This is a genomic window from Tamlana carrageenivorans (assembly GCF_002893765.1).
GTDB classification, from domain to species: Bacteria; Bacteroidota; Bacteroidia; order Flavobacteriales; family Flavobacteriaceae; genus Pseudotamlana; species Pseudotamlana carrageenivorans.
Genome location: NZ_CP025938.1, coordinates 1149871 through 1174359, shown reverse-complemented (window position 1 = coordinate 1174359; position 24489 = coordinate 1149871). Strand labels below are relative to the sequence as shown.

Genomic DNA, 24489 nt, shown 5'->3' with positions numbered 1-24489 from the left:
AAATAGTACCAAATTTATTAGGTAGTCCAAACTACTTTTAAAACTAAAATGAGCTACCAGAAAATCAGGTAGTAATAAGGATAATAAATCTTTAGAAATTTCCACGGAATTTAATTTTTTCCAAAGATAAAATTATTTTTACTCCCCAACTTTTGCTCTTGATCCTATTTAAGCTCCTAATTGTAAAATTTGACATAACAAATTGGATAGGTTTGGGAAACAAGCTGCTCGGTTTCTACTAGGTGAATCACTTGAATATCAAAAAAGAGGTATCCAAACCTTAAGTTTTGAATCGTTATTTTATAGCCACTTCATATACCTCGTTAGTTCTGGTTATGGCTTTAAATGCCTTCATGTGAAAAGCTATGGACATTAAAATAATAAAAAAAGATGGCTTTAATGTTTTTTATTTAGATTCATTCTATATAAATTTGCCGCCATTATATTGTTTATTTTTATTCAGTCTAAATAAGAGTCATGAAAAACCCAAAATTAATTATTATTGCGCTTTTATTTGTAAACCTGGCGCTAGCACAGTCTAAAAATGTGTTTTTAGAACGCGACTTCTGGAAAGAAAACCCATCTATTGAAGTTATTAAACAAAAAATAAAGGAAGGGAACGATGTTTCAGAAGCAAATGGAGGTGGTTTTGATGCCGTTACCTATGCCATTTTTGCTAAAGTACCGTTAAACGTTATCGAATTCCTTTTATCAAAAGAGGGAAATGATGTAAACAAATTAACGCACGATAAACGTACCTATGCGTTTTGGGCCTCTAACAGCGGGAATTTAGAACTGTTAACCTATTTAATCAACCATGGTGCAAATTTAGAAATGCGCGATGCTCATCATTATTCTGTATTAACCTTTGCTGCTGCAGCTGGTATTACCGACACTAAAATTTACGATTTATGTATTAAAAATGGTATTGATGTTAAAACCGATACCAACGAGCATGGTGCTAATGCTCTGTTATTAATCATGCCACATCTAAAAAGCTTCGAATTGGTAGGTTACTTTACTGCTAAAGGTTTGTCTATAAATGATGTAGATGAAGATGGTAATGGCGTGTTTAACTATGCTGCTAAATCTGGAAACAAGGAGATGGTGGCCTTGTTATTAGATAAAAAAGTGCCTTACAAGACGCTTAATAAAAAGGGTGAAAATGCTTTGTTTTTAGCTACAAGAGGATCTAGAAGACATCAAAATTCTTTAGAATATCTTCAATATTTAGAAGGTTTAGGCTTAGAGGCGAATATTACAAATACCGAAGGGCAAACCCCTCTTTTTAACCTGGCTTCTGGTAATAAAGATGTTAAAACTATAAACTATTTTTTAGAGAAGGGTATTGATGTGAACCAAATCGATAAGGAAGGTAACAATGCCTTGATGAGAGCTGCGGGTAGAAATTCTTTAGAAGTGATTAAGCTATTAGGATCGAAAACTAAAAACATTAATCAAACTAATAAAGATGGTGAGACAGCATTAACATTTGCGATAAATAACGATGCCAATGTTGTAGCTTATCTATTAAATAAAGGTGCTCAGGTGAACGTAGTCGATTCAAAAGGAAATAATTTAAGCTATTATTTATTGAAAAGTTACAATTCTAGAAATAAAGCCGCTTTTTCTGAGAAACTTGAATTGCTTACAAGTATAGGTCTAGATGTTAAAAAGGCGCAAAAAGATGGGAATAACGCGTACCATATCGCTTTAGATAATAGAAATGCAGACGAACTATTAGCTATTGTTCATGCGAAGTTTAACGCCAATGTTAACGCAAAAAATAGCGATGGTTTAACACCTTTGCACAAGGCGGTGATGCAAGCTAAAGATGTAAAAACGGTGAAATACCTTTTAAGCATTGGGGCTAATAAAAATGAAAAAACCGATTTTGATGAAACTGTTTTCGATCTTGCTCAAGAAAATGAGTTTCTTCAAACCAATAAAACTGATATTAACTTTTTACAATAATTAATCATGCGTAGAAACACGATTTTTAAAATATTACTAGCACTTGCAATAATGCTTTTTGGATGCTTCGGATTTAAAAGCATTGCCGATTCAACGAATTATAAATGTATGATTCAAATGAAGAATTATACAGGTGAAGGGGCTTACATTGCCATTTCATTATTAAGTCCGAAAGGCGAATACGTTAAAACTCTTTATGTTCAAGGTGATGATGATGAGTGGTACTCAGACATTACCGAATGGTGGAAGTTTCAAGGTAAAGTGAGAACCGATATCGATGCCATTACAGGCGCTACAGTGAGTGGTGGCGGACGCAGTATTAACGTGATTGCTATTGATAATGATAAGATTGATGCTGGTTATAAAATTCGTTTCGAATCGGCTGTTGAAAATCAAGAATATTATAAATATGATGTGGAGTTCGAATTGACTTCAGCATCTGTAAAAAGTAAATTTGAAGGCAACGGGTTTATCCGTTATATACGCATGATGCCTCAATAAAACGTCAAAAATGACCATTTCTATATGGAGGTATAGCCATCTTATTTTGGCTATATCTTCTTCAATATTCATGTTATTAGCGTCTTTAACTGGGATTGTTTTGGCTTTTGAGCCTATATCAAACCAGGTAAAACCTTATGCAGTAGAAGAGGCCCAGTCGCTTTCGGTAGCACAAACCATTTCGGCGCTTCAGGCTAGATATGATGAGGTTGTAAGTGTAGAAATTGATCAAAACGATTTCGTACAAGCTTCTGTTTTTACAGATGAAGGGCAGAACGAAGACTTCTACATCAACCCTTTTACAGCTGAAAAAATAGGGGATATTATTGAAAAAGATCCCATATTTAAGTTCGCTACCAATTTACACCGCTCTTTATTTTTAAAGTCTACAGGACGATTTATTGTAGGGTTTGTTTCATTTTTATTGTTTTTAATGGCCGTTACTGGCGTGCTTTTAATTGTTAAACGCCAAGGTGGTGTAACCAAGTTTTTTTCTAAGGTGGTAAAAGAAGATTTCGATCAATACTACCACATCATCATCGGGCGATATACACTTATTCCTATCATCATTATTACCTTAACAGGCGTTTATTTGTCTTTGGAAAAGTTTTCATTACTGCCAGAAGAAAAAATCTCACATCAGTTTAATGATGACACACCAAGTGATGCTACCAAATTGCCGCTTAGCGATTTTGATAGCTTTAATACTTTAACCTTAAGTGATGTTAAGCGTATTGAGTTTCCTTTTTCTGATGCTATTGAAGATTATTATTTCCTGAAGTTAAAGGACGGCGAGATTTATGTAAATCAGTATAACGGAAATATTGTAAGCCAACAGGATTACGGCCTGGTTTCTAAAGCGTCAAGTTTGAGTATGGTATTGCATACAGGACAAGGGTCAATAAGTTGGTCTTTGGTGTTATTAGTAACCTGCTTTGCCATTTTATTTTTTATGTATTCTGGTTTTGCAATGACTGTGAAGGGCAAGAAAAATAAAATCAAAATCAAGAATAAATATAACAAGGATAGCGCAGAATATATTTTACTTATCGGATCGGAAATGGGTAGTACTTTCGGTTTTGCGAAATCGCTTTACAATGCCTTAATTGCCGAAGGAAAATCGGTTTTTGTTTCAGAATTAAATCAGTACACCAGTTATAAAAACGCCCAGCACTTGGTTGTTTTAACGGCGACTTATGGTGATGGCGCACCACCTACCAATGCAAGAAATTTTGAAAAATTAGTGAAAATAACGCAGCAAAATAACGATTTGCAGTATGCGATTGTTGGATTTGGATCATTAGCCTACAAAGGATTTTGTGAGTTTGCCATTGGAGTAGAACGTATGTTACAAGTGCAAACAAAATTTAGTCCAAGTTTACCCCTTCATAAAATAAACAATCAATCCTTTAACGAGTTTAAAAGTTGGGTGAATTCTTGGGGTAAAGCTGTTAATTTGAACTTAAAGGTTGAGGAACCCGAAAGACAAATCAATACAAAAAAAATGATGCCGTTTCGAGTTGTAAAACGTACGGATTTGAATTCCGACCAGTCCTTCATCATAGAATTACAGCCCACCAAAAAGGCAACATTTGTTTCAGGTGATTTGCTGTCTATTTATCCAAAAGAAGAGAAGGTTGCCCGTCAATATTCTATTGGGAAAATTGGTGACAATATGGTTTTAAGTATCAAAAAGCATGAGTTTGGTGTGTGCTCGAATTATTTGAATGACCTTATGGTTGAAGATACTTTTCTAGCTCAAATAGAAGAAAACACGGACTTTCATTTTTCAAATTCAGCAAAAGAGGTGGTCATGATCTCTAACGGTACAGGAATAGCACCTTTTATAGGTATGATAAATCAGGAGAAAAATAAAGCTGTTAAATCTTATTTGTTCTGGGGTGGTCGTACCAATGCGTCCTTTAAAATGTATGCGCCTTTTGTAGATAAATCTTTTTATGCCAAGCGTTTATCGGGATTATATGTTGGTTTTTCAAAAGAAGAGAGCCAGAAACGCTATGTGCAAGATTTGATCTTTGAAAAAGCCGATTTAATGGCCCGTGTATTAAAAAATGGAGGTGTGATTATGATTTGTGGTTCGGTGGCTATGGAAACAGAAGTGATGAAAGTTTTAGAGCACATTGCTGTAACAAAACTCAATACTTTTTTGAGTGTGTTTCAAGCCAAAAACCAAATAAAAACCGACTGTTACTAAATCTTCAAAGCTTTCTATAAAGCGCACTATAAAAGTGCTCACATGACCTATAAAACGACGAATCATCGTTTTATAGGTCATGTGAGCTAGTATCATTTAAAATTTAATAATGTTCATTTGGAGCTGGTTTAATAGCTATCCAGCAGGCTTTAGTAAAATGACAAACTATGGCTGGATTTTCTCTAAAAAATACTTGTGATTTGTTTCTATAAGGCTTGTATACGTGTTTACTTAATAAAATGAGATGCGTTTACGGGTATTAGATTTCTACTATGCCAAAGCTTAGTCGTTTTTGTATCAGTCATCGTGTTTTGGGCGATTTAAAATATAAATTCACTAATTTTATAAACTATCCTGGTCGTTACAAAAAGTGCTCTTAATTTAATGTGTTATGATGAAGCATCTATTTTCCGTAGGTATTATGTTAACTCTTTGTTTATGTTCATGTAAAGAAGGGAAATCTGAAACAGAACAAGTGATACATCCTGTAGAACGTGCTACCGATGAGATCGTGAAAAGTAGTGCCCAAGATGCACAAGGTAAAACCTTACATATGATTTTTAACAACACACAAGGGACTGCCACTTTGGAATTAGATGGTGAAACCATAGAAGTGATGAGAATGCGTTCAGTCTCTGGGTTTTGGTATAAAAACAATACTTAGGAGCTTAGAGGTAAAGGCGATAGCATGACCTTAAAAAAAGATGATATTATCGTGTTTAAAAACTGATTTTGTTCGTCTTTTGATATAAAAGGGACTGTCTAAAAAGTTGTTATTACCGTAATCTGAATTTATTTCAGATTCTCATAATTATTAGATTTCAATGCCGTGAGATTCGGAAACGAGAACAGAATAATGATTGTTTTAACTTTTAAGTATGCCGCCTTCTTACTATTAATTTCTTTTCAATTCCATAGCAATACAATAATTACAACGATGCAGGATTTATGCTCGTAATGCCTAAGATATTTAGATTTAGGTAGAGTTTCTTAGTGGTTTTTAGGGTTTCATATAAATTTAAATTATATTTGGAAAACCAATCTGGAAAACCAATTTGTTATTCAGATAAAAACTAAAACTAAAACTAAATTAAAATGGTAATGAAAACTACATTTACTATGCGGTCGTGCGCGAAAAAATCACGAACAACATTCTATTTATTATTTCTAGTCCTTTTAACAACACAGTTTGTAGTTGGTCAAACCGTATACAAGATTACAGATCCCGAAGATATTAGGGGGTTATCATCAACATTGGTTCCAGGAGATATTGTTGAGCTGGCCGATGGGGTTTATGACAATTCCGGACGTATGCGCTTCGGTGCCAACGGAACAGAAGACAATCCTATTATTTTTAGAGCGGAAACTCCAGGAGGCGTAACATTTACTAACGGGGCACGTTTGAGTATTAGCGGTGATCATGTGGTTGTAGATGGTTTCTATTGGAAAGGCGGTTATGGTTCAAGTGCCGTAATTGAATTTAGAGATAGTAGCGATTTAGCCTATAATAGTACGCTTCAAAATTGTGCTATGGATGGTTTGATTGTAGATCCAAGCGATGAAGTGGCTGGGCAAAGTAAAAAACACAACTGGGTTAAATTGTATGGAAGTCATAACAGCGTCATCAACTGCTCGTTTATGAACAAAAAGAATGCAGGGGCATTAATTCTAGTAGAGCTTTATTACAATATGTCTGATAATGGAGGTGACCAATGTGTAGAGGTAGGGCATACGATTAGTAATAACTATTTTTACAATTTTGAAAAAATAGATCCAACCTTAACAAATGCTGGCGATAGCGAAACCATTCGTATTGGAGTAAGCGGTGGTCAAATGGTGAATGCAAACTGTTTGGTTAGTAATAATTACTTTGTTAAATCGGATGGTGAAAACGAAATCATCACCAATAAAAGTAAAGGAAACTCTTATATCAACAATACATTTAGAAGTTGTAGAGGTTCTTTAGTACTGCGCCATGGTTCTAATGCTACGGTAGATGGAAATTACTTTTTAGGTGAAAATGTTGATGGTACCGGAGGGATTCGTATTGTAGATAGCGACCATAGTATTACCAATAACTATATTCAAGATTGTGTTACGGTTTTAGATCAAGCTAAATGGAATAATGGTATTACCTTTATAGGTGGAGATCAGTCTAGTGTAGATGATTGTGCGTCGTTAAGTTCGTCAAGTGGCTATCAAGAAGTGAAAGATATTACACTTTCAAACAATACCATTGTGAACACCAACGCCCCTTTGTTCTATAATATCGATAAGGGTGATGAACCTGTTACAGGAACCGTTGCTAACAACTTAATTTATTTTAGTTCTGGCAATGCCAATGTAAGCGATGTTATTGTAGGAGAAACAGCTACAGCTTATAGTGAAATTGGACAAAGTTTAGCGTATTCAGGCAATGTATATGCTGGAACAGCTTTAGGTGAATCTGATGGGAATACAGGAAATGGATTTTCTTTAGAATCAGGAATTACGGCTACCCCTTCTGGTGAGATTTTTACCTTTTCGGGAGCAACAGGTAAAGGTGCCGATATGGGGGCTTACGAGCCAACTACCGATGCTATGGTAGGTCATGGTATAGGTGCTTGTTTTTTAAACCATGCAGGAGGTAAAATTACTGATGGCGATTGTACTATAGTTATTAGCGAATCTTTACTTGTGGGTACTTTGGCGCCATTCACTTATGAAGCCGACAGTGAAACTGTAAATGTTACTGCCAATGTAAGTTGGGCTGCCGCTCCAAATGATTCTTGGATAACGATAGATACCAATGCGGGGGCAGGCGATGCTGTGGTTACGGTTTCAGTAACGAAACATACGGGTTCAGCAAGTCGTACGGGTACCATAACCTTTACGCAAGACCCTGGAGGTGATGATATCGTAAGAACGCTTACCGTGACTCAAGAAGCACCAAGTCCAACCGATTTGGCTACGCTAATTAATGATCAAGGTAACGGGGCCGATGGTGTTGTGGTACATTCGTTTTCCATGGAAGAGGTGAATGGCTCTACAAAATTTAATTATGCTGATAATGTTTTAGATAAAAACCAAGGTACCAATTGGTCCTCAGATGGAACAACAGGAGGTGATTCTTTTATTATTATTGATTTAGGAGCTTACTATGATTTAGAAATTGTTGATTTTGCCTCTGTAAATGGTAAAACCTATGAGTTTCAAATACGCGTGTCTTCGACAGGTATAGATGATGCCGATTTTATTGATCCGTTTGGAACAGGTAATTTGGTGAGTAGTAATGATAATACTTTTAGAAGTTTCGTATTGCCATCTATTGCTTATGGTACTAGATATGTTAAAATTCTGGGATTTGGGCAGCCTAAACCCAATGGTAGCGGTAGTCTGTGGACCTCCATAACCGAACTTGATTTTTACGGCGAATTTAGTGCTGCGCTTTCCACAAAAGAAAATGCCTTTGGAAAGAATTTAAAAATATTCCCTGTGCCTACACAAGACATTTTAAATATTAAAACCAACGATGTGGTTGTGAGTACAGTGGGGGTTTATAGTTTGGATGGTCGTTTAGTTCTGAATCAAACTAATGGGAATTCATCGGGGAATATCAAATTAAATACGACATCGCTTACCAATGGTACATATCTGGTGAAGGTTACAGATGTGAATGGTGTAAGTGCATCTAAAATGATTATTGTTTCACATTAATATATTATAAACAGCTATTTGCTGTAATTTTTAAAGGCTGCCTTAAAAGTTGATTTTTTGTCAATCTTAATGTGTTTCAGATGCTCATAATTATTGAATTTCAATGTCATGAGTTCCTGTGTTCATCACAGAAAGGCGATAGTTTCAATTTTTAGGGCAGCTTTTTTATTCTATTGTGTCCTAAAGCTTTTATAAATAACTTTTATTACTAAGTGGATTTGCATTTTTTTAATCAGTCAACCACCCATTTAATACTTTCTTGGTTCAAAAAAATAATCCTATATTTGGAAAACCAATTTGGAAAACCAATAATTGGATTCAGATAAAATATCAACTATACTAAAACTAAACTTAAGATGGTAACAAAAATTACACTCACTAAACGACTGTGCTTTAAAAAGTCATGGTCAAAATTCAATTTAATGCTTCTGGGCTTACTTATAACCCAGTTTGTTGCGGCACAATCGCCTTATACGATTACTAATCCCGATCAATTAGAAGGTTTAAGCCTTGTTGCGGGAGATGTAGTTATTCTAGCTAATGGTACTTACTCCACGGATGAAAGGATCACATTTTCTGGCACTGGAACAGCAAACGCTCCGATAATATTTAAAGCTGAAACCCCTGGAGGAGTCGTTTTTACAGGTGGTATGGCAATGAATATTGTAGGAGATCACCTCGTAGTAGATGGGTTTCACTGGAAAGGAGGGTATGGAGCGAGTAACTTCATTCAATTTAGAAGTGGCTCGGTTTACGCAAATCATAGTACGATTCAAAATTGTGTTATTGATGGTTTAGGGATTGAGCCGGATGATTTAATTGATGCTCAAGATCCTGCAAACCCTGGATTTTACACTAGTGTGCCAAAGCACCGATGGGTGGTTTTATACGGTACATATAACAACGTTGTTAACTGTACTTTTTTAAATAAAAAAAGTGCTGGGGCCTTGGTTCTAGCAGAGTTAGAGTATAATGCATCGCCAGATGGTGTTCAAAACACTCGTTGTTTAGAAGTGGGCCATACGATTAAGAATAATTATTTCTACAATTTCGAGAAAATAGTGGATAATTGGGGGACAAAATTCGATGGTAGCGAATTGTCTAATGCAGGAGATTCTGAAACTATTCGTATAGGAACCAGTGAGTTTCAAAATGTAAATGCAAACTGTGTTATTAGTGGGAATTATTTTTATAAAGCCGATGGTGAAAATGAAATCATTACGAATAAAAGTAATGGAAACATCTATGAGAATAATACGTTTAGAAGCTGTAGAGGTTCTTTAGTAATGCGTCATGGTTCTGAAGCCACGGTGCAAGAGAATTTCTTTATGGGAGAAAATACAGAAGGAACTGGTGCAATAAGAATTGTAGATAGTAAACATGTTATTACTAATAACTATATTCAAGATTGTATAAATACCATGGCACAGGCTAAATGGAATAATGGAATTACATTTTTAGGAGGTAATGATAGTGCCGATGTCGCTTGTGGTTCAACAAGTGTTTCTAATGGATATCAAAAAACGACCGCTATTAATGTGTCTAATAACACCATTGTTAATACCAATGCTCCATTGTTTTATAACTTAGATAAAGGTTCTACAGATCCAACGGGAACAGTGTCTAATAATTTAATTTATTTTGATTCTGGAAATGCTAATATTACAGAAGTAATTTCTGGAGATACTTCAAGCTCTTTTACTAATCTTGGTACAGCCTTAACTTATTCTGGTAATGAATTTGTAGGAACAACTTTAGGAGCTTCAACATCTGGGTTTGATGAAAATACAGGAATTACAGCGACTCCTTCTGGAGAGATATTTACGTTTTCTGGAACAACAGGTAAAGGAGCCGATATGAAAGGTGCGCTACCATTTAGCCATTCTAATGTTGGAAACGATGGTGTAGGCGCTTGCTTTGTTGATTATTTAGGAGCTGCTATTTCCAACCCAACTTGTAATGAAATTATTGTAACACCAGGAGAATATTTGTCGGTTGGTACGGTGTCAACATTAGCCTATACCGCTGGTATTTACGATGTGTCGGTGTCTGCAAATGTAAGCTGGGAAGTTACAAGCATTAATGGGACTTGGATTTCTAATGTATCGCCTAGCTTTAGTACAGGAAACGAAACCGTGTCTTTTACGGTAAGCGAGAACTCTGGTACGACTTCAAGATCAGGATCCATAACTTTTACCCAAACTTCTGGAGCAGATAACAAGGTGGTTGTTTTAAATATTACTCAAGATGCGCCCGATTTAACAGATTTATTGAATTTAATTAATTCTGGAGCAAATGGCGCTCCAGTTACGGTAGACTCTTATTCTAGACAGCAGGACCAGTCACACCCAAATCCAAAAAATAATGTAGCAACAAATTCTTTAGATAAAGATTCAGGAACGAGTTGGGTGGCAGACGACCTTCAAACTGATGGTGAATATGTAATTTACGATTTAGGGGGTGCCTATACTTTGGATTTAATTGAAATTGCTACAGATAGTAAATCAAATCCTTATGCATTCCAAGTGTGGGTGTCTACGACAGATACCCAAGCAGGAAGTTTTACAAAAATATTGCCTGTAAGCGATAATTATTTTTATACAACAGCGAACTCAACAGATTTTACCCAATTTGCATTAAATCAAGAAAAAGCGAGATATGTTAAGGTTGTTGGTTTCGGGCGTTTTAAAGACACAACCAATGGTGCGGAAGTAAGAGATAGTCAGTGGATGAATATTGCTGAGATTAATTTTTACGGTGAAGCTACAACATTGTCTACAAATGAATTTGATTCTAACGCTATTTCATTGTATCCAATACCAGTTAAAGAAGTACTCCATATTAAAACCAACGATATTTCTGTAGATGCGGTTCATATTTACAGCTTGGAGGGTCGCCTAGTTTTAACTCAAAACTTTACAAATGCGACATCGGGTATTTCTATAAATACCTCGCGATTACCTCAAGGCACCTATATTGTTAGAATGACAAATCAAGCTCATGGGCTAAATACATCAAAAATGATTGTTGTAGCGCCATAATTTGTAATTCATTGAATTATAGCTTGTTAAATTGAAAAAAAAGCCGGTAATTTTAAGTGCCGACTTTTTTTATGATTTGAATAGAAATGAGCGTGGTAACACATTTTGTAAGTGAATACCTTAGCTAGTTCTGTATGGTTATTTAATTGGCGTGTATTTTATTGATTTTAAATTTAACACGACAAAATTTGGAGTTTTGATATTATTAACTATATTTGGAGAACCAAAGTGGTAAACCAAACTGGTTTACCGTCTAAAGCTTAACCACAAACTGAAATTTTTAAAACTAAATAGATATGAAAACAAAATTACTTTTTCCTGCACTTTTTGTTGCAGCTTTTGGGTTCGCGCAAACGCAACCAACTGTTTTAAACCCGACTTTCGATAAGTTGATGAAATCTACAGGTTCTTCGACTTGTTCTTGTGCTGGGTGGATGAATACTGATTTAGGAGATCAAGCAGAGTCTTCAACTAATAGTGGTCCTAATGGGGATAGTGATGCTATTAAATTTGACGGTGGAGAAGCCGATATCATGTATCAGGAGATTGCTGTTGAGGCAAATTCCACTTATGAATTAACATTTGATTATCAAATTAAGCCAGAGGGGTCGTCAGTGGTTACTGAGGCTGGTCAACTTGAAATCCGTGTGTTAAAAGGATCAGGTTATAGAGCGGGATATACTCCTGTGTATCAGTCTGATTTGACAGTTAAGGCTACCAAGGACTTTGGGTACAATGATATTGCAGAAGTGGAAGCGAGCGGGAAAACTATCGTTGAGTTAGTAGAAGGATTTGTAAATGATGATTGGGGTACTGCCACACTAACTTTTTCCACTGGTTTAGAAACTAGTATTGCAATTGTCGCTAGGGGAATTGGTAGGAGCGCTGCACCAGTTGATGGAAAACCTTATACATGGTCCAATGGAGATCATGAAATCAGACTTGACAATTTAGAGTTAGTCAATACAACTGGTCTTTCTGTTGAGGAGGCTGCAGCAAATGGTTTCGCAATCTATCCAAACCCAGCAAGCGATATTTTAAATATAAAATCTAAAAACCTTCAAATTTCAGCCGTAAGTATTTACGACCTGTTAGGAAAAAGTGTTTATAAAAACAATCAATTTAGTGGTAGCATAATTGATTTGTCTAGTTTCAATAAAGGAGTTTACTTCTTAAAAATTGAAGCTAGTGGACGTACTTTTAGTAAAAAATTAGTAGTTCAATAAGTAGTTGTTTAGTTATTAAAAGGCCTTTTATTTACTAAAAGGCCTTTTTGTTTGAAAACCAAATATTGAAAGCAAATAAAATAAACCACACTTGGTTTATTTTATTTGCTTTTATGAACCATATACGAACTTTCCTTGTTTTTTGACATTTGATTTTATATAATAGTCAATATGTCATACATTTAAATGTGGAATAATCTTAATTAATAGCGTAATGAATAAATTTAAAATGAAAAATGTTCAACATTATCTAAAAGTGAAAACGGCTTTATGGTTAGCTGTATTGTTTTTAAGTCTTGGTTGTAAAGAGAAGTCTGTAAAGGTTTCATCGTCTAACGTAAGTGATATTGAGGCTTTAAATACGGCTATAAAAGATGCTAAACCCGGTGATGTTATTGTGATGTCTAATGGCGTATGGAAAGATGTTCAAATTAAATTTCGAGGAAAAGGAACAAAGGATAATCCAATTACCATTAAGGCAGAAACGGCTGGAAAAGTTTCTATTGAAGGTGAATCATACTTGAAGTTCGGTGGTGAATACTTGGTTGCTGAAGGCTTGCATTTTCAAAATGGTCATGCACCGTCAAGCTCGGTGGTTGATTTTAGAATTAATGAAGACGAAGTGGCATTTCATTGTAGCTTAACCAATTCAGTGATTGAAGACTTTAATCAATTACATCGTGATGAAACCGATTTGTGGGTGCAGTTTTGGGGTAGACATAACACGTTAAGTAACTGTTATATTGCTGGAAAAACGAATCGCGGACCAACAGTTCGTGTTAACTTAGAAGGTATAGAGAGTACCAATAATTATCATCAGATTGTAAATAATCATTTTGGTCCTCGCCCAAGAAAAGGTGGTGCCAGTGCTGAAACTATTCAAATAGGAAATAGCTTTACTTCCATGGCGCCTAGTTATACTATGGTGGCTAATAACCTTTTTGAAGAATGTAACGGTGAAGTTGAAATTATTTCGAGTAAAACAAATTTTAACGAGTTTAGAAATAATGTTTTCTATAACAGTGAAGGATCTTTAGTAACCCGTCATGGAAATTATTGTATCATCGATGGTAACTATTTTATTAACGATAGTGAAAATACAAATGTTGGTGGTATTAGAATTGTAAATTCGGGTCATTGGGTAACTAATAATTACTTTTTTAACATTAAAGGTGAAAGTTTTAGATCGGCATTAGCCGTTATGAACGGGATTCCTAAATCTCCTCAAAACCGATACAATCAGGTTACCGATGTGGTGGTAGCTTACAATACTTATGTAGATTGTGTGTCGCCTTGGCAATTTGGTGTTGGTACTAATATTTCTCAAAAAGATGTATTACCTAAATCTGAAATAAGATCGGCTAGAGCTATTAGAACGACTGTTGCAAACAATGTTATTTATAATGAGGTTGGCGATGCGTCTCCTGTTTTTGAGCATGATAAAGCCGATGGTGTTTTATTTAAAAGTAACGTAATTGATAATCAAGGTGTGGATTTTAATAATTTTGATGGAGGCATTGAAGCGGCATCCTTGGAATTGAAAAAAATATCTGATAATATTATGATTCCTACTGGTATTCCAAATGCGGTAGAGCCCTATGTAGGATTTGATTTTAATACCATAACTAAGGATTTATTTGGAAACTCTCGTGAAGACCATAACACTATAGGTGCTGTTGTGAACGCCGATGTAGCTAATCCTAATATTTTAGATAAATCCAAATATGGTGCCAATTGGTATTCAAATGTTGTTGAGGTTAAAGAGCCAGAAACGCATACTGTAACTGCTATTGATGCTTTGCAACAACAAATTGATGCCGCCAATACAGGCGATGTGATAACGCTAAATTCAGGTGTATATGAGCTTAATGCATCATTAAAAATTAACAAAGCGATCACAATTGAATCTCCGGAATCTCAAAGAGCAGAAATCGTGTTCACGGGTTCTGAAGGTACCCCTGTTTTTGAACTAAACCCTAAAGGGCTATTGACTCTAAAAAATATTGTTTTAAAGGGTGATAGTAAAAATTATGCCTTCGCTACATTAAAAGAAAATATGTCTAATCACTTTGGTTTAAATGTATCAAATTGTGATATCAGTAACTTTGCTTATGCTTTAAAAGTATACCGAGAGGCCTTCGCAGAAAACATTACTTTCGATAAAACCAATTTTTTTAATTGTGAGAACGGCTTAGAGCTTTCTGAAGAAACTTTAGATAAAGGAGATTATAATACCGAGTATTTAACCATTACAAACTCAACGTTTAATGCTATTAAACAAAATGTGGTAGATTATTATAGAGGTGGTTACGATGAATCAACTATCGGTGGGAACTTGTTAATTGCAAATTGTACCTTTACCAAATCAGGTGGGCATGAAAAAAATAGAATCTTATTAAATCACCGTGGGATTGTAAATGTTAATATAAAGGATAATACCTTTAAAAATAATCCAGGTAAGTTTGTAGCAGTATTATGGGGTGCTAAAAATAATGAGCATTCAAATAATACCCTATCTAATTCGGGAGAGATTAAAGTTCAGGAGAACTTAGAGATGACATTGATGTATTAAGCTTCTTTGTTTTAATCATAAAAGGTTTTGTATTGGTCTATACGACTATTACAAAACCTTTTTTTATGGTTCCTGTTTGTAGCTTTTAGGCCAAAATATCTATTCAATATTACAAACCATAAAACCGGAACTGTAAATACGGGGTTGATAATTTTATAATTTAAACCAGCTTTTTTTTGCGGATATATTACATAGGTGTAAATAATAAATACTATTTTTATGCATTTAACAATCTGATTCTGTTAAAATTAGCAAATTGCAGCTTGATTTTTGGTGTAAGTTATAATTATACCTATCTTTGGGCAACCAATCTGGTAAACCAAACTGGTTTACGCCATAAACTGAATTTAAAATACCTTCTATGAAACGGGTGACGTTAATTAAAAAATCTGTTATTAGTGTATGTCTTAGTTTCCTACTGCTAGGACTTATGTTTTCTTGTAAAATTCAAAATGAAACCTCTTATAAAAAAGAGGCAGCTACTCATTTAGGTAGTCATCCTAAATTAATCATTACTAAAGCTGGTGTCGAACAAATTCGTAAAGAATTGGGTCATATTCCAATTTTTGATGCCTCTGTCCAAATCGCCAAGGAAGAGGTTGATGCGGAAATGGCGTTGGGTATAGATACACCAATTCCAAAGGATTTTTCAGGAGGTTACACGCATGAACGTCATAAACGCAATTTCTTCATGTTAGAAAAAGCGGGTCTATTGTATCAGATTCTAAATGATGAAAAATACGCTAAGTATGTAAAAGACATGTTGTTTCAATACGAAGCCATGTATAAAGATTTGCCCGTGCATCCTCAAACCCGTTCGTATGCTAGAGGGAAATTGTTTTGGCAATGTTTAAATGATTCTAACTGGTTAGTTTATGCGAGTCAAGGATACGATTGTATTTACGATTACTTGTCCGCTGAAGAAAGAGCCCAATTGGAAAACAACCTTTTCAGACCTTTTGCTGATTTTATTTCTATCGAAAATCCGCAATTTTATAACCGCGTGCATAATCATAGTACATGGGGGAATGCTGCTGTAGGTATGATTGCTTTAGTTATGGGTGATGATGACTTATTACATCGTGCTTTATATGGTATTGAGAATGATGGTATTGATGCAGATGCCAAAGATAATGACGGTGGATATATTAAAAATGAAGATGGTAAGGCAGGATTTTTAGCCAATTTAGAGGAGCCTTTCTCGCCAGACGGTTATTATACCGAAGGGCCGTATTACCAGCGCTATGCGATGTATCCATTTTTGATTTTTTCTGAAGCTTTAAATAATGTAAAACCAGAGCTTAAAATATTTGAACATAAAAATGGTGTGATATTGAAAGCTGTAAATGCGCTTTTAAATTTATCTGATGCCGATGGCGACTTTTTTCCTTTAAATGATGGTCAAAAAGGAATGTCATATTATTCTAAAGAATTGGTGACAGCCGTAGATATTGCTTATTTACATGGTTTGAAAAATCCAGAATTGCTAAGTATTGCAGAAAAGCAAAATCGAGTATTGTTGGATGATTCTGGCTTAGCTGTAGCTTTAGGAATAAAAGAAGGCGTTGCAAAACCATTTGAAAAGAAATCCGTTAATTTTAGTGATGGCCCTCAGGGAAAACAAGGTGGTGTTGCTGTTTTAAGAGATGGCGATGTTGAGGTGGTTTTTAAATATGCTGCTCAAGGTTTGAGCCACGGACATTATGATAAGTTGTCTTTTTCGATGTATGAAACTGGTGAAGAAATTCTACAGGACTACGGATTAGCGCGTTTTGTTAATATCGAACAAAAAGGAGGTGGTAATTACCTTAAAGAAAATAAAACTTGGGCTAAGCAAAGTATTGCACATAATACCCTTATTCAAAATGAAGAAAGTCATTTTCAAGGTAAATATGATATTGGTTCACAGCATCATTCGGTCTTAAATTTTTATGATTTTAATAATGATCGCATTAAAGTGGTTAGCGCTCATGAAACAAATGCCTATCCAGGTACAGTACTTAATCGTACCATGGCGTTAATTCGAGATGCTAATTTTGAAAAACCTTATGTGTTGGATATTATGGCTGTAACCTCAAACCAAACCAATCAGTATGATTTTCCCTATTACTACTTTGGACAGGTTATGGAAACTAATTTTGAATATACAACCCCCGAAATCCTTAAGCCCCTTGGAACCAAAAACGGTTATCAGCATTTATTTGTTGAAGGACATGGTAAAGCTAACAACGGGAATGTGAAGTTTTCTTGGTATCATGCAGGACGTTTCCATACCCTAACTACTGTTACAAATGCTCAGGATGATATTTATTTTACAAGAATAGGAGCTCACGATCCTGATTTTAATTTGAGAAAGGAACCTGGATTCATGCTTAGAAAAAACGAAGCGAAAGATGCCCTTTTTGTTTCAGTTATCGAATCACATGGAAGTTATAGTCCTGTGTCGGAAAACGCAGTGAATTCCCATAGTCATATTGCTGAAGTTAAGGTGATCTATAATGATAACCAATATACGGCTATCGCGATAAAAGATATTCAAGGAAATATAAAAACCTTTATTGTGTGTAATAGTAAGGTTTCCGGAAAAGAGCAACATGAATTAGTAATAAACGGTGATACATTTCAGTGGACTGGAGCGTATTATTTTAATTGAGTAAATAAAAAATGATTATGAAAACATTTAGAGAGATTAAACAAATATTTTTACGATTTGATAGGCGGTATCAAAGTAATTTTCGAAGGCGTATCACAATGAATTTTGCGATCGAAATGTAAAATGAATTTTTTCTAGATTCGATTTTATTAAGGAAGGTTTTAATTATAATTAAAAAGTTAGTATTCAGTCATTTAAGTTTTTTTGTTAAATTTGCAATAATATTTTCGCAATTATTTGTGGTATAAAATTGTAAATATTGTTAAAATATTAAATTATTTTGCTGTTAACACAAATTAACATATATTTGGTGAACCAAATTGGTCAACCAAACTGGTTAGAGTCAAATAAATTAAATGTATAACACTTTCTTAAAATTATTTCTAGCATGAATTTATCGTAAAAAAAAGGATTGGCAAAGGTCTGTTCTTTTTGCAATTTTACTTCTTTTAGGAGGGAAGTAAATTAAAATTCACTCCATATCTATTATTAATTTGAATCATTAGGTTAAACGTTTAATTAGGTAATTTAAATTGATAAGGGTAGGGGTAAAAAAAGGCAACTCTGGTGTTTATGTGCTTGGGTTGTAGTTAACTATACTATTTTAAACATAAAAAAACCAATTATGAATTTAAAGAATAAATTAGCTCTAGTTGTGATGTTGCTTTTTAGTATCACGGCAATTGCCCAAAGTGGAATTGTTCTGAAAGGAACTGTAGCTTCTGTAGAAGACGGTATTCCAATTCCGGGTGTAAATGTTATTGTTGTTGGTACGACCAGAGGTACGACAACAGATTTCGATGGTAAATACGAAATCAATGTAGAGCAAGGTGAGGCGGTTCAGTTCTCTTATCTGGGTTATGTATCTCAAACCAAACTTGTTAATGGAAGTGACCCTTTAAATATTTCGTTAAGTGAAGATGTTTCTCAACTTGATGAAGTGGTGGTTATTGGTTATGGAGATCAAAAAGAAAAAGATATCACTAGTGCCTTAACTAAAGTTGATGCTAAAGATATTCAAGATTATTCAGTAGCTCGTGTTGAAGACGCTTTACAAGGTAAGGTTGCGGGTTTAAGAATTCAAGTAACAACTTCAGAGGCTGGTGGTGATCCTAAAATTACTATGAGGGGGCCTGGGTCTATTACAGGTTCTTCGGCACCACTTATCGTGGTTGATGGTGTTGTTTTAGGTACCGATCCAGATATCTTAGGGTCTATAGATAATAATAATATCGCATCTTTAAGTGTTTTAAAAGATGCTTCTTCTGTTGCTATTTATGGTTCTCGTGGTGCAAATGGTGTGATTTTAGTAACCTTAAAAGAAGGTGTTGAAGGTCAGACAAAATTCTCGTACAATACTTTTACAGGATATAAATTTGCTACTAAAAACAAAAACTTTAATACTACAATAGCGCAAGAGCGTTCTAGATTAAATAGTTTACAAGGTCAAGTTTCTGCTATCGATCCTAGCAGCCCTAGATATGTCGATGTCAACAGATATTATGATACAGCATATGCAGAGCTAGAAGCTATGGAATTTATTGCTTCTTTAGGTGGTGGAGAAACCAATTGGCAAGATGAGATTTTTAACGGTGGTGTTATTAGTAGCCACTCTTTATCGGTTAGAGGTGGTACCGAGTTAACAAGTTATACCGGTTCTATTGGATATCTTGAAGATGAAGGTATTGTGTTAACTGATAATTTTAAGAAGTTAAATGCTAGAATTAAGATTGATAGTAAATCTAAAAATAAGAAAATTAAATTTGGTGCTAACATTAGCGCAAACTACAATGACCAGGTTAGAGTACCTACTAGATTTACCGATCCATTAAGACAATATGGGCATTTACCACTTCGCTTAAATGAAGAGCATATGAAATATGTTACTCAAGGCGATCCTGGTGATGCTGGTAAACAATTTGAAAATATTGGTGTAGGTAGCTATGGTTTCTCTAGAGCCTTTGATCACGTATTTACTGTAGATCCAAACAACCCTAGAGCCATTAATAGAGATCCAGTTACAGGACTTCCTACAGTTAGTCCATTAACTTCAGGGGGATTAACTTTATCGACTACTAAAAACGTTCACCCTTTAGTGCACTATTTAGAAAGAGATCGTTTAAAGAAGAAATTGAACTTGAATACTTCTGCTTATATGGATTTCAAATTAGCTAAAGGGCTTAATTTCAGACAAACCATTTCAGGTGTATTCAGACATGGTAAAAACAATAATAATGATTACTTCTACGGTCAAGAAAATAGAGATCAAGAAGCATTTCGTTTAGAAAGTAGAGACGAATTAAACCAATATGCTATTGAGTCACTTCTTAAATATAACAGAAGTTTTGGTAAGCACAGTTTTAATTCAGTATTAGGATTTGAGTTTACTCAAAGAAACTTTTACTTCCAATCAACCGAAGCTGTTGGATATACCGATGATTTTAATAACAATATTGCTATCGCAGACGGTGGGATTTCTTATACCGATAACGGAACAGATAAGTTAGTATCGTACTTTGGAAGGGTTGATTATAGCTTCGACGAGAAGTACTTAGTACAACTTTCAGCACGTACCGATGGTAGTACAAGATTTGGAACGAACACAAGATTTGGTTTCTTCCCTGCAGCCTCTGTAGGTTGGATTTTGTCTAAAGAAGACTTCTTATCAAATAGTGATGTTATTAGTTTCTTAAAATTAAGAGCGAGTTATGGTATTTCAGGTTCTAATGAAATTGATAATAATATCTTTAATTCATTATACCGTTTTGAAGAAGCTTTTAGTACGATAAGTTATAATGGTTTAACTGGTGTTAAAGCCATTACCCTAGCGAATCAAGATTTAGGTTGGGAACAATTAGTAGAGTTTAACCCAGGTGTTGATGTGACTTTTGGTAGAAGTTTACTGAATTTAGGAGTAGATTACTATACTAGAAGTAGTAAAGATTTAATTCTTTTCGCTCCAGTATCAGGTGTTTATGGAACCGATAACTGGTTACAGAATATTGGAGAAGTGAAAAATGAAGGTGTGGAGATTGAAGTAAGCTCACGTCTTTATACTTCAGAAAATATGAGCTGGAAAGCTTCAGGTCAGTTTGCCTTAAATAGAAATGAGGTGGTAAGTTTAGGTAAAAATGATCAAATTCTTTCTAGAATTGATCAAGATACCAGACCAACAGAGTTTATTGCACGTGTTGGACAACCAATTACGTCATTCTATGGTTGGGTTTATGAAAAAGAAATGCCTTTAGAATGGGTTGATAATCCTTTCAATAGATTTAATAATGATTTTGCACACGTTTATGTAAAAGATTTAAATGGCGACGGTATTATTGATGGTGAAGATAGAACCGAACTTGGTAATCCTTATCCAGATTTTACATGGGGTTTCAACTCTGATTTTTCTTACAAAAACTTAGATTTCTCTTTCCAATGGCAAGGTTCTCATGGAGGTGAAGTTAGGGTAGCCGATTTAGATCAAATGTATTACGCTAGTGAGTCTGCTGTTAACGCCGTTTCTAATTTCCCAGATAGAGATTTATTAGTACATAGAAGATATACCGACGATCATATTCAAGATGCTTCTTTTATAGCATTAAGAAATATTACGCTTGGTTACACGATTCCAGAATCTTTTACTTCTAAGTACAGTATAGATAGATTAAGACTTTATTTAACAGGAGAGAATTTATTATTCTTTACTGCAGCCGATTACGAAGGGTTCAACCCGGAAGCTGCTGGTCAAACTTCAGACAATGCCAATACGCCTTTAACAGCTGGTTATCAAAGAGGGGATGGTCCAGTAGTGAGAACAATTTCAGCAGGGATTAACTTTCAATTTTAACGAACTATGAAAAAGATATATAAAAATATTATTGCTTGTTTTTCTGCAGCAGCCTTACTAACAGGTTGTGCAGAAGAATTAGACCTTAGTAACCCAACGGCACTTTCAATCGATGAGTTACTTCAAACCGAAAACGGATTTCAATTTTTAGCAAACGGTGTGCTTGATGCGTATCAAAAAGTACCGGCTAACGAGTTTTTATTAACAGAACTTAGATCGGATAACGTTAGAGCGAATTCTGAAAATGGAAACTATCCAGATTTTAATGCTTTTAATATCGATCCTAACAACGGTGATGTAGCAACTTATTATTCTAATAATTATGCGACTATAAAACATGCTAATACTATAATCGATAACCGCTTTCTTGCTCCTGAAAAATATCAGTATGCCGTAGGTGAAGCTTATTTTATGCGTGCGTTATGTCATTTTAACTTGGTAAGATCGTACCAAAACATTCCTTATGTTGATAAAGTTTTGGATGTTACTAAAGATGAAGCTTTAGATTACCCACAATTACCAGAAGAGGAAGTTTATGAAAAGATTATTGAAGATTTTAAAACTTCGATTGCTTATTTAAGTGGCGAATCTTTAAATAGATACCGTCCTTCTGCAGGTGCTGCTATTTGTTTAGCTGCTAAGGCATATTTGAGTCAGCCAAATCCTAATTATACAGAAGCAGAATTATTATTGGCTTCTGTAATTGATAATAACGATGATTATGGTTTCGATTTAATCACAACACCTAGAGGTGGTAACTCTATTACCGATCATTTTGAAAATTTAATCAAAGATTATGGTCATGTATTTGGTAATGCTTTAGATAGCAATGGATTTACCGATGGTGTGCCAGATGGTTCTTGGGTTAACAGTCCAGCTTTAGAGATTAATAAAGAGGTGATATTTTCTATCGCTTATGATTTAGCCTTAAGTGATAATTATGTTACGGCTGATAGTGACTTAGGTTCACAAGTTCAAACAGATTCTGAATCTCATAGTTTTGCGATGACCTTACAAGGGCCTTCTAACGGGGTTAATATTGCATCACTAGATTTTTTACAAGTGATGACGCCAGATTTACAACCTGTTAGATTCTATGGCAGTATTGATGCGTTGTCTTATAACCCTTCTATTCCTACAAATGATACTTTTAATGCCAAATTTCCTACTGCAGGTGAAATTGGAGATAACGATTGGATTGTTTTAAGATATGCCGATGTGTTATTATTATATGTTGAAGCCATCATGGCAGGAGGTGAAACAACTACAGATTCAAGAGCCTTAGATGCTTTCAATCAAGTTCGTGAACGTGCAGGTTTAGATCCAGAGTTTATCATTTCTAAGCAAATCTTATTAGATGAAAGACGTGTTGAATTTGTTTATGAAAACCAACGTTTATTCGATTTAATACGTTTAGGTGAAGCTGATCGTGTGTTACAGAAATTCTCTGATGACAACAGCTTATTCTATACCAATGAAAAGAAATACCTGCCTTTCCCTCAAAGAGAAAGAGATAACTTACCTAATTTTTATAAACAAAATGATGGATACTAAAAACTTAAAAATTATGAAAAAACACTTGTTTAATTTAAAGTATATAGCCGCAGGCGTAATGGTATCCCTAGCTTCTTGTGTTAGTGATGATTTACCAGAGGTAGGTGATTTACCCGACTTTACTGGACCTACACCATTTTATAGTTATTCCGACGTGACATCGTCTGAGTTTGACTGTAATGATATAGAATTAGCAGCTAATTATGATTACTTTTTCCAAGCTGGTACAAATCTGGCGGTTAATGGAATACAATATGATTGGACAATTACTCCTGATACGGGTGTAGTTTTAATCAATAAAGATTTACCTGTTTTAGAGCAAAGTATCGCAGCAGTTGACGCTACTGTTGTTGGTATTCAGTCTGAAATCGATAAGTTAGAATTTAAAATACCATGTGAATCAGATCCAGCGAAACAGGCTGTAATGCAACAGCAGGTAGATGATTTAAAGGTGCAATTAGCTGCAGCGGAAGCTAACCGTAGCGATGAAACAATTCAAGCTATTCAGGATTTTGAAGAGCAAATTACTAATTTGCCTCCGGCGACTTTACAAGATCGTGAAGTTATTTTCCAGTTCCCTGGACCAGGGGTTTATGATGTTGTTTTAAAAGTTACTGATAAACTTGGAAAATCGGAAGAAACTGTAAAAACGGTTAATGTTTTACAAGCGGTTCCTACGATACCAGTTCCTGAAATTTCTGAGGCTGGTTTTGAAGATAACGATTTATTTGATGGATCTGGAGACGGTAGAGATTCTTGGAGAGTACCTAGCAATGCCGCTTGGAGTCCTCTAGGTGGTGGTACAACAGTACCTCAAATTAACTCGAACTCAGAACTTGGTTCTGTACCTGAAGGTTATCAGTCAGCTAAATTCCCATCGGGTGGTGATCGTGTAGCTTATCAAGAAATTGAAGTGACGCCAGGAGCTACCTATGTGATTTCGTACTTTACTGCATTTAACCTAGATAATCCAGGAGAAATGACCGTGTCTATCTTAACACCTAATACTTCGTCTTACGCCGAGTCTCTATTACCTGAAAATATCATAGTTTCAAGAACTGAAACTAATACGGATAGAATCCCGGATGTATTTAAGAAGCATGCTGTTACTTTTGATGCAGGTACTAACGAATCTGTAATCATTTATGTTACCAATTCTGGTGACGAATACAGATTAGATGCTTTTGAAATTTCTGTTAAAAATTAAAAAAACTAA

Annotated in this window: 12 protein-coding genes; all 12 read left to right on the top strand. The window is 34.9% G+C overall.

The annotated features are described in order from the left end of the window. Positions 1-477 precede the first annotated feature (477 nt). The 12 genes from C1A40_RS05260 (at position 478) to C1A40_RS05205 (ending at position 24480) form a co-directional block, all read left to right on the top strand. Positions 478-1974: an ankyrin repeat domain-containing protein gene (locus tag C1A40_RS05260; protein WP_102994976.1), complete on the top strand. Its 1497-nt coding sequence runs from the start codon at positions 478-480 to the stop codon at positions 1972-1974. A gap of 51 nt (positions 1975-2025) precedes the next feature. Continuing rightward, positions 2026-2475: a DUF2271 domain-containing protein gene (locus tag C1A40_RS05255; protein WP_241910529.1), complete on the top strand. Its 450-nt coding sequence runs from the start codon at positions 2026-2028 to the stop codon at positions 2473-2475. Positions 2476-2485: 10 nt separating this feature from the next. Then, positions 2486-4690, top strand: coding sequence for a PepSY domain-containing protein (locus C1A40_RS05250; protein WP_241910495.1), 2205 nt, complete (start codon positions 2486-2488; stop codon positions 4688-4690). A gap of 391 nt (positions 4691-5081) precedes the next feature. Beyond that, complete coding sequence (locus tag C1A40_RS05245) at positions 5082-5354, top strand: hypothetical protein (protein WP_158651276.1); 273 nt, start codon at positions 5082-5084, stop codon at positions 5352-5354. 437 nt (positions 5355-5791) lie between these two features. Continuing rightward, on the top strand, positions 5792-8386 hold the full coding sequence (locus C1A40_RS05240) for a chondroitinase-B domain-containing protein (RefSeq protein WP_102997143.1): 2595 nt from the start codon (positions 5792-5794) through the stop codon (positions 8384-8386). A gap of 422 nt (positions 8387-8808) precedes the next feature. Beyond that, the gene (locus C1A40_RS05235) at positions 8809-11427 is read left to right on the top strand and encodes a chondroitinase-B domain-containing protein (protein ID WP_241910494.1); all 2619 of its coding nucleotides are present in this window, start codon (positions 8809-8811) and stop codon (positions 11425-11427) included. Positions 11428-11723: 296 nt separating this feature from the next. Further along, positions 11724-12653: a T9SS type A sorting domain-containing protein gene (locus C1A40_RS05230; protein ID WP_102994972.1), complete on the top strand. Its 930-nt coding sequence runs from the start codon at positions 11724-11726 to the stop codon at positions 12651-12653. Positions 12654-12867: 214 nt separating this feature from the next. Next, positions 12868-15225, top strand: a complete 2358-nt coding sequence (locus tag C1A40_RS05225) for a chondroitinase-B domain-containing protein (protein WP_241910493.1) — start codon at positions 12868-12870, stop codon at positions 15223-15225. Positions 15226-15586: 361 nt separating this feature from the next. Beyond that, positions 15587-17878 (top strand): heparinase II/III domain-containing protein, encoded by a 2292-nt coding sequence (locus tag C1A40_RS05220; RefSeq protein WP_199287743.1) that lies wholly within the window; start codon positions 15587-15589, stop codon positions 17876-17878. A gap of 625 nt (positions 17879-18503) precedes the next feature. Then, positions 18504-21719, top strand: coding sequence for a SusC/RagA family TonB-linked outer membrane protein (locus C1A40_RS05215; protein ID WP_102994970.1), 3216 nt, complete (start codon positions 18504-18506; stop codon positions 21717-21719). A 6-nt stretch (positions 21720-21725) separates the two neighbouring features. After that, positions 21726-23273: a RagB/SusD family nutrient uptake outer membrane protein gene (locus tag C1A40_RS05210; protein ID WP_102994969.1), complete on the top strand. Its 1548-nt coding sequence runs from the start codon at positions 21726-21728 to the stop codon at positions 23271-23273. 13 nt (positions 23274-23286) lie between these two features. Further along, positions 23287-24480 carry a hypothetical protein gene (locus tag C1A40_RS05205; RefSeq protein WP_241910492.1) on the top strand — a complete coding sequence of 398 codons (1194 nt, stop codon included), beginning with the start codon at positions 23287-23289 and terminating at the stop codon, positions 24478-24480. Positions 24481-24489: the final 9 nt, after the last annotated feature.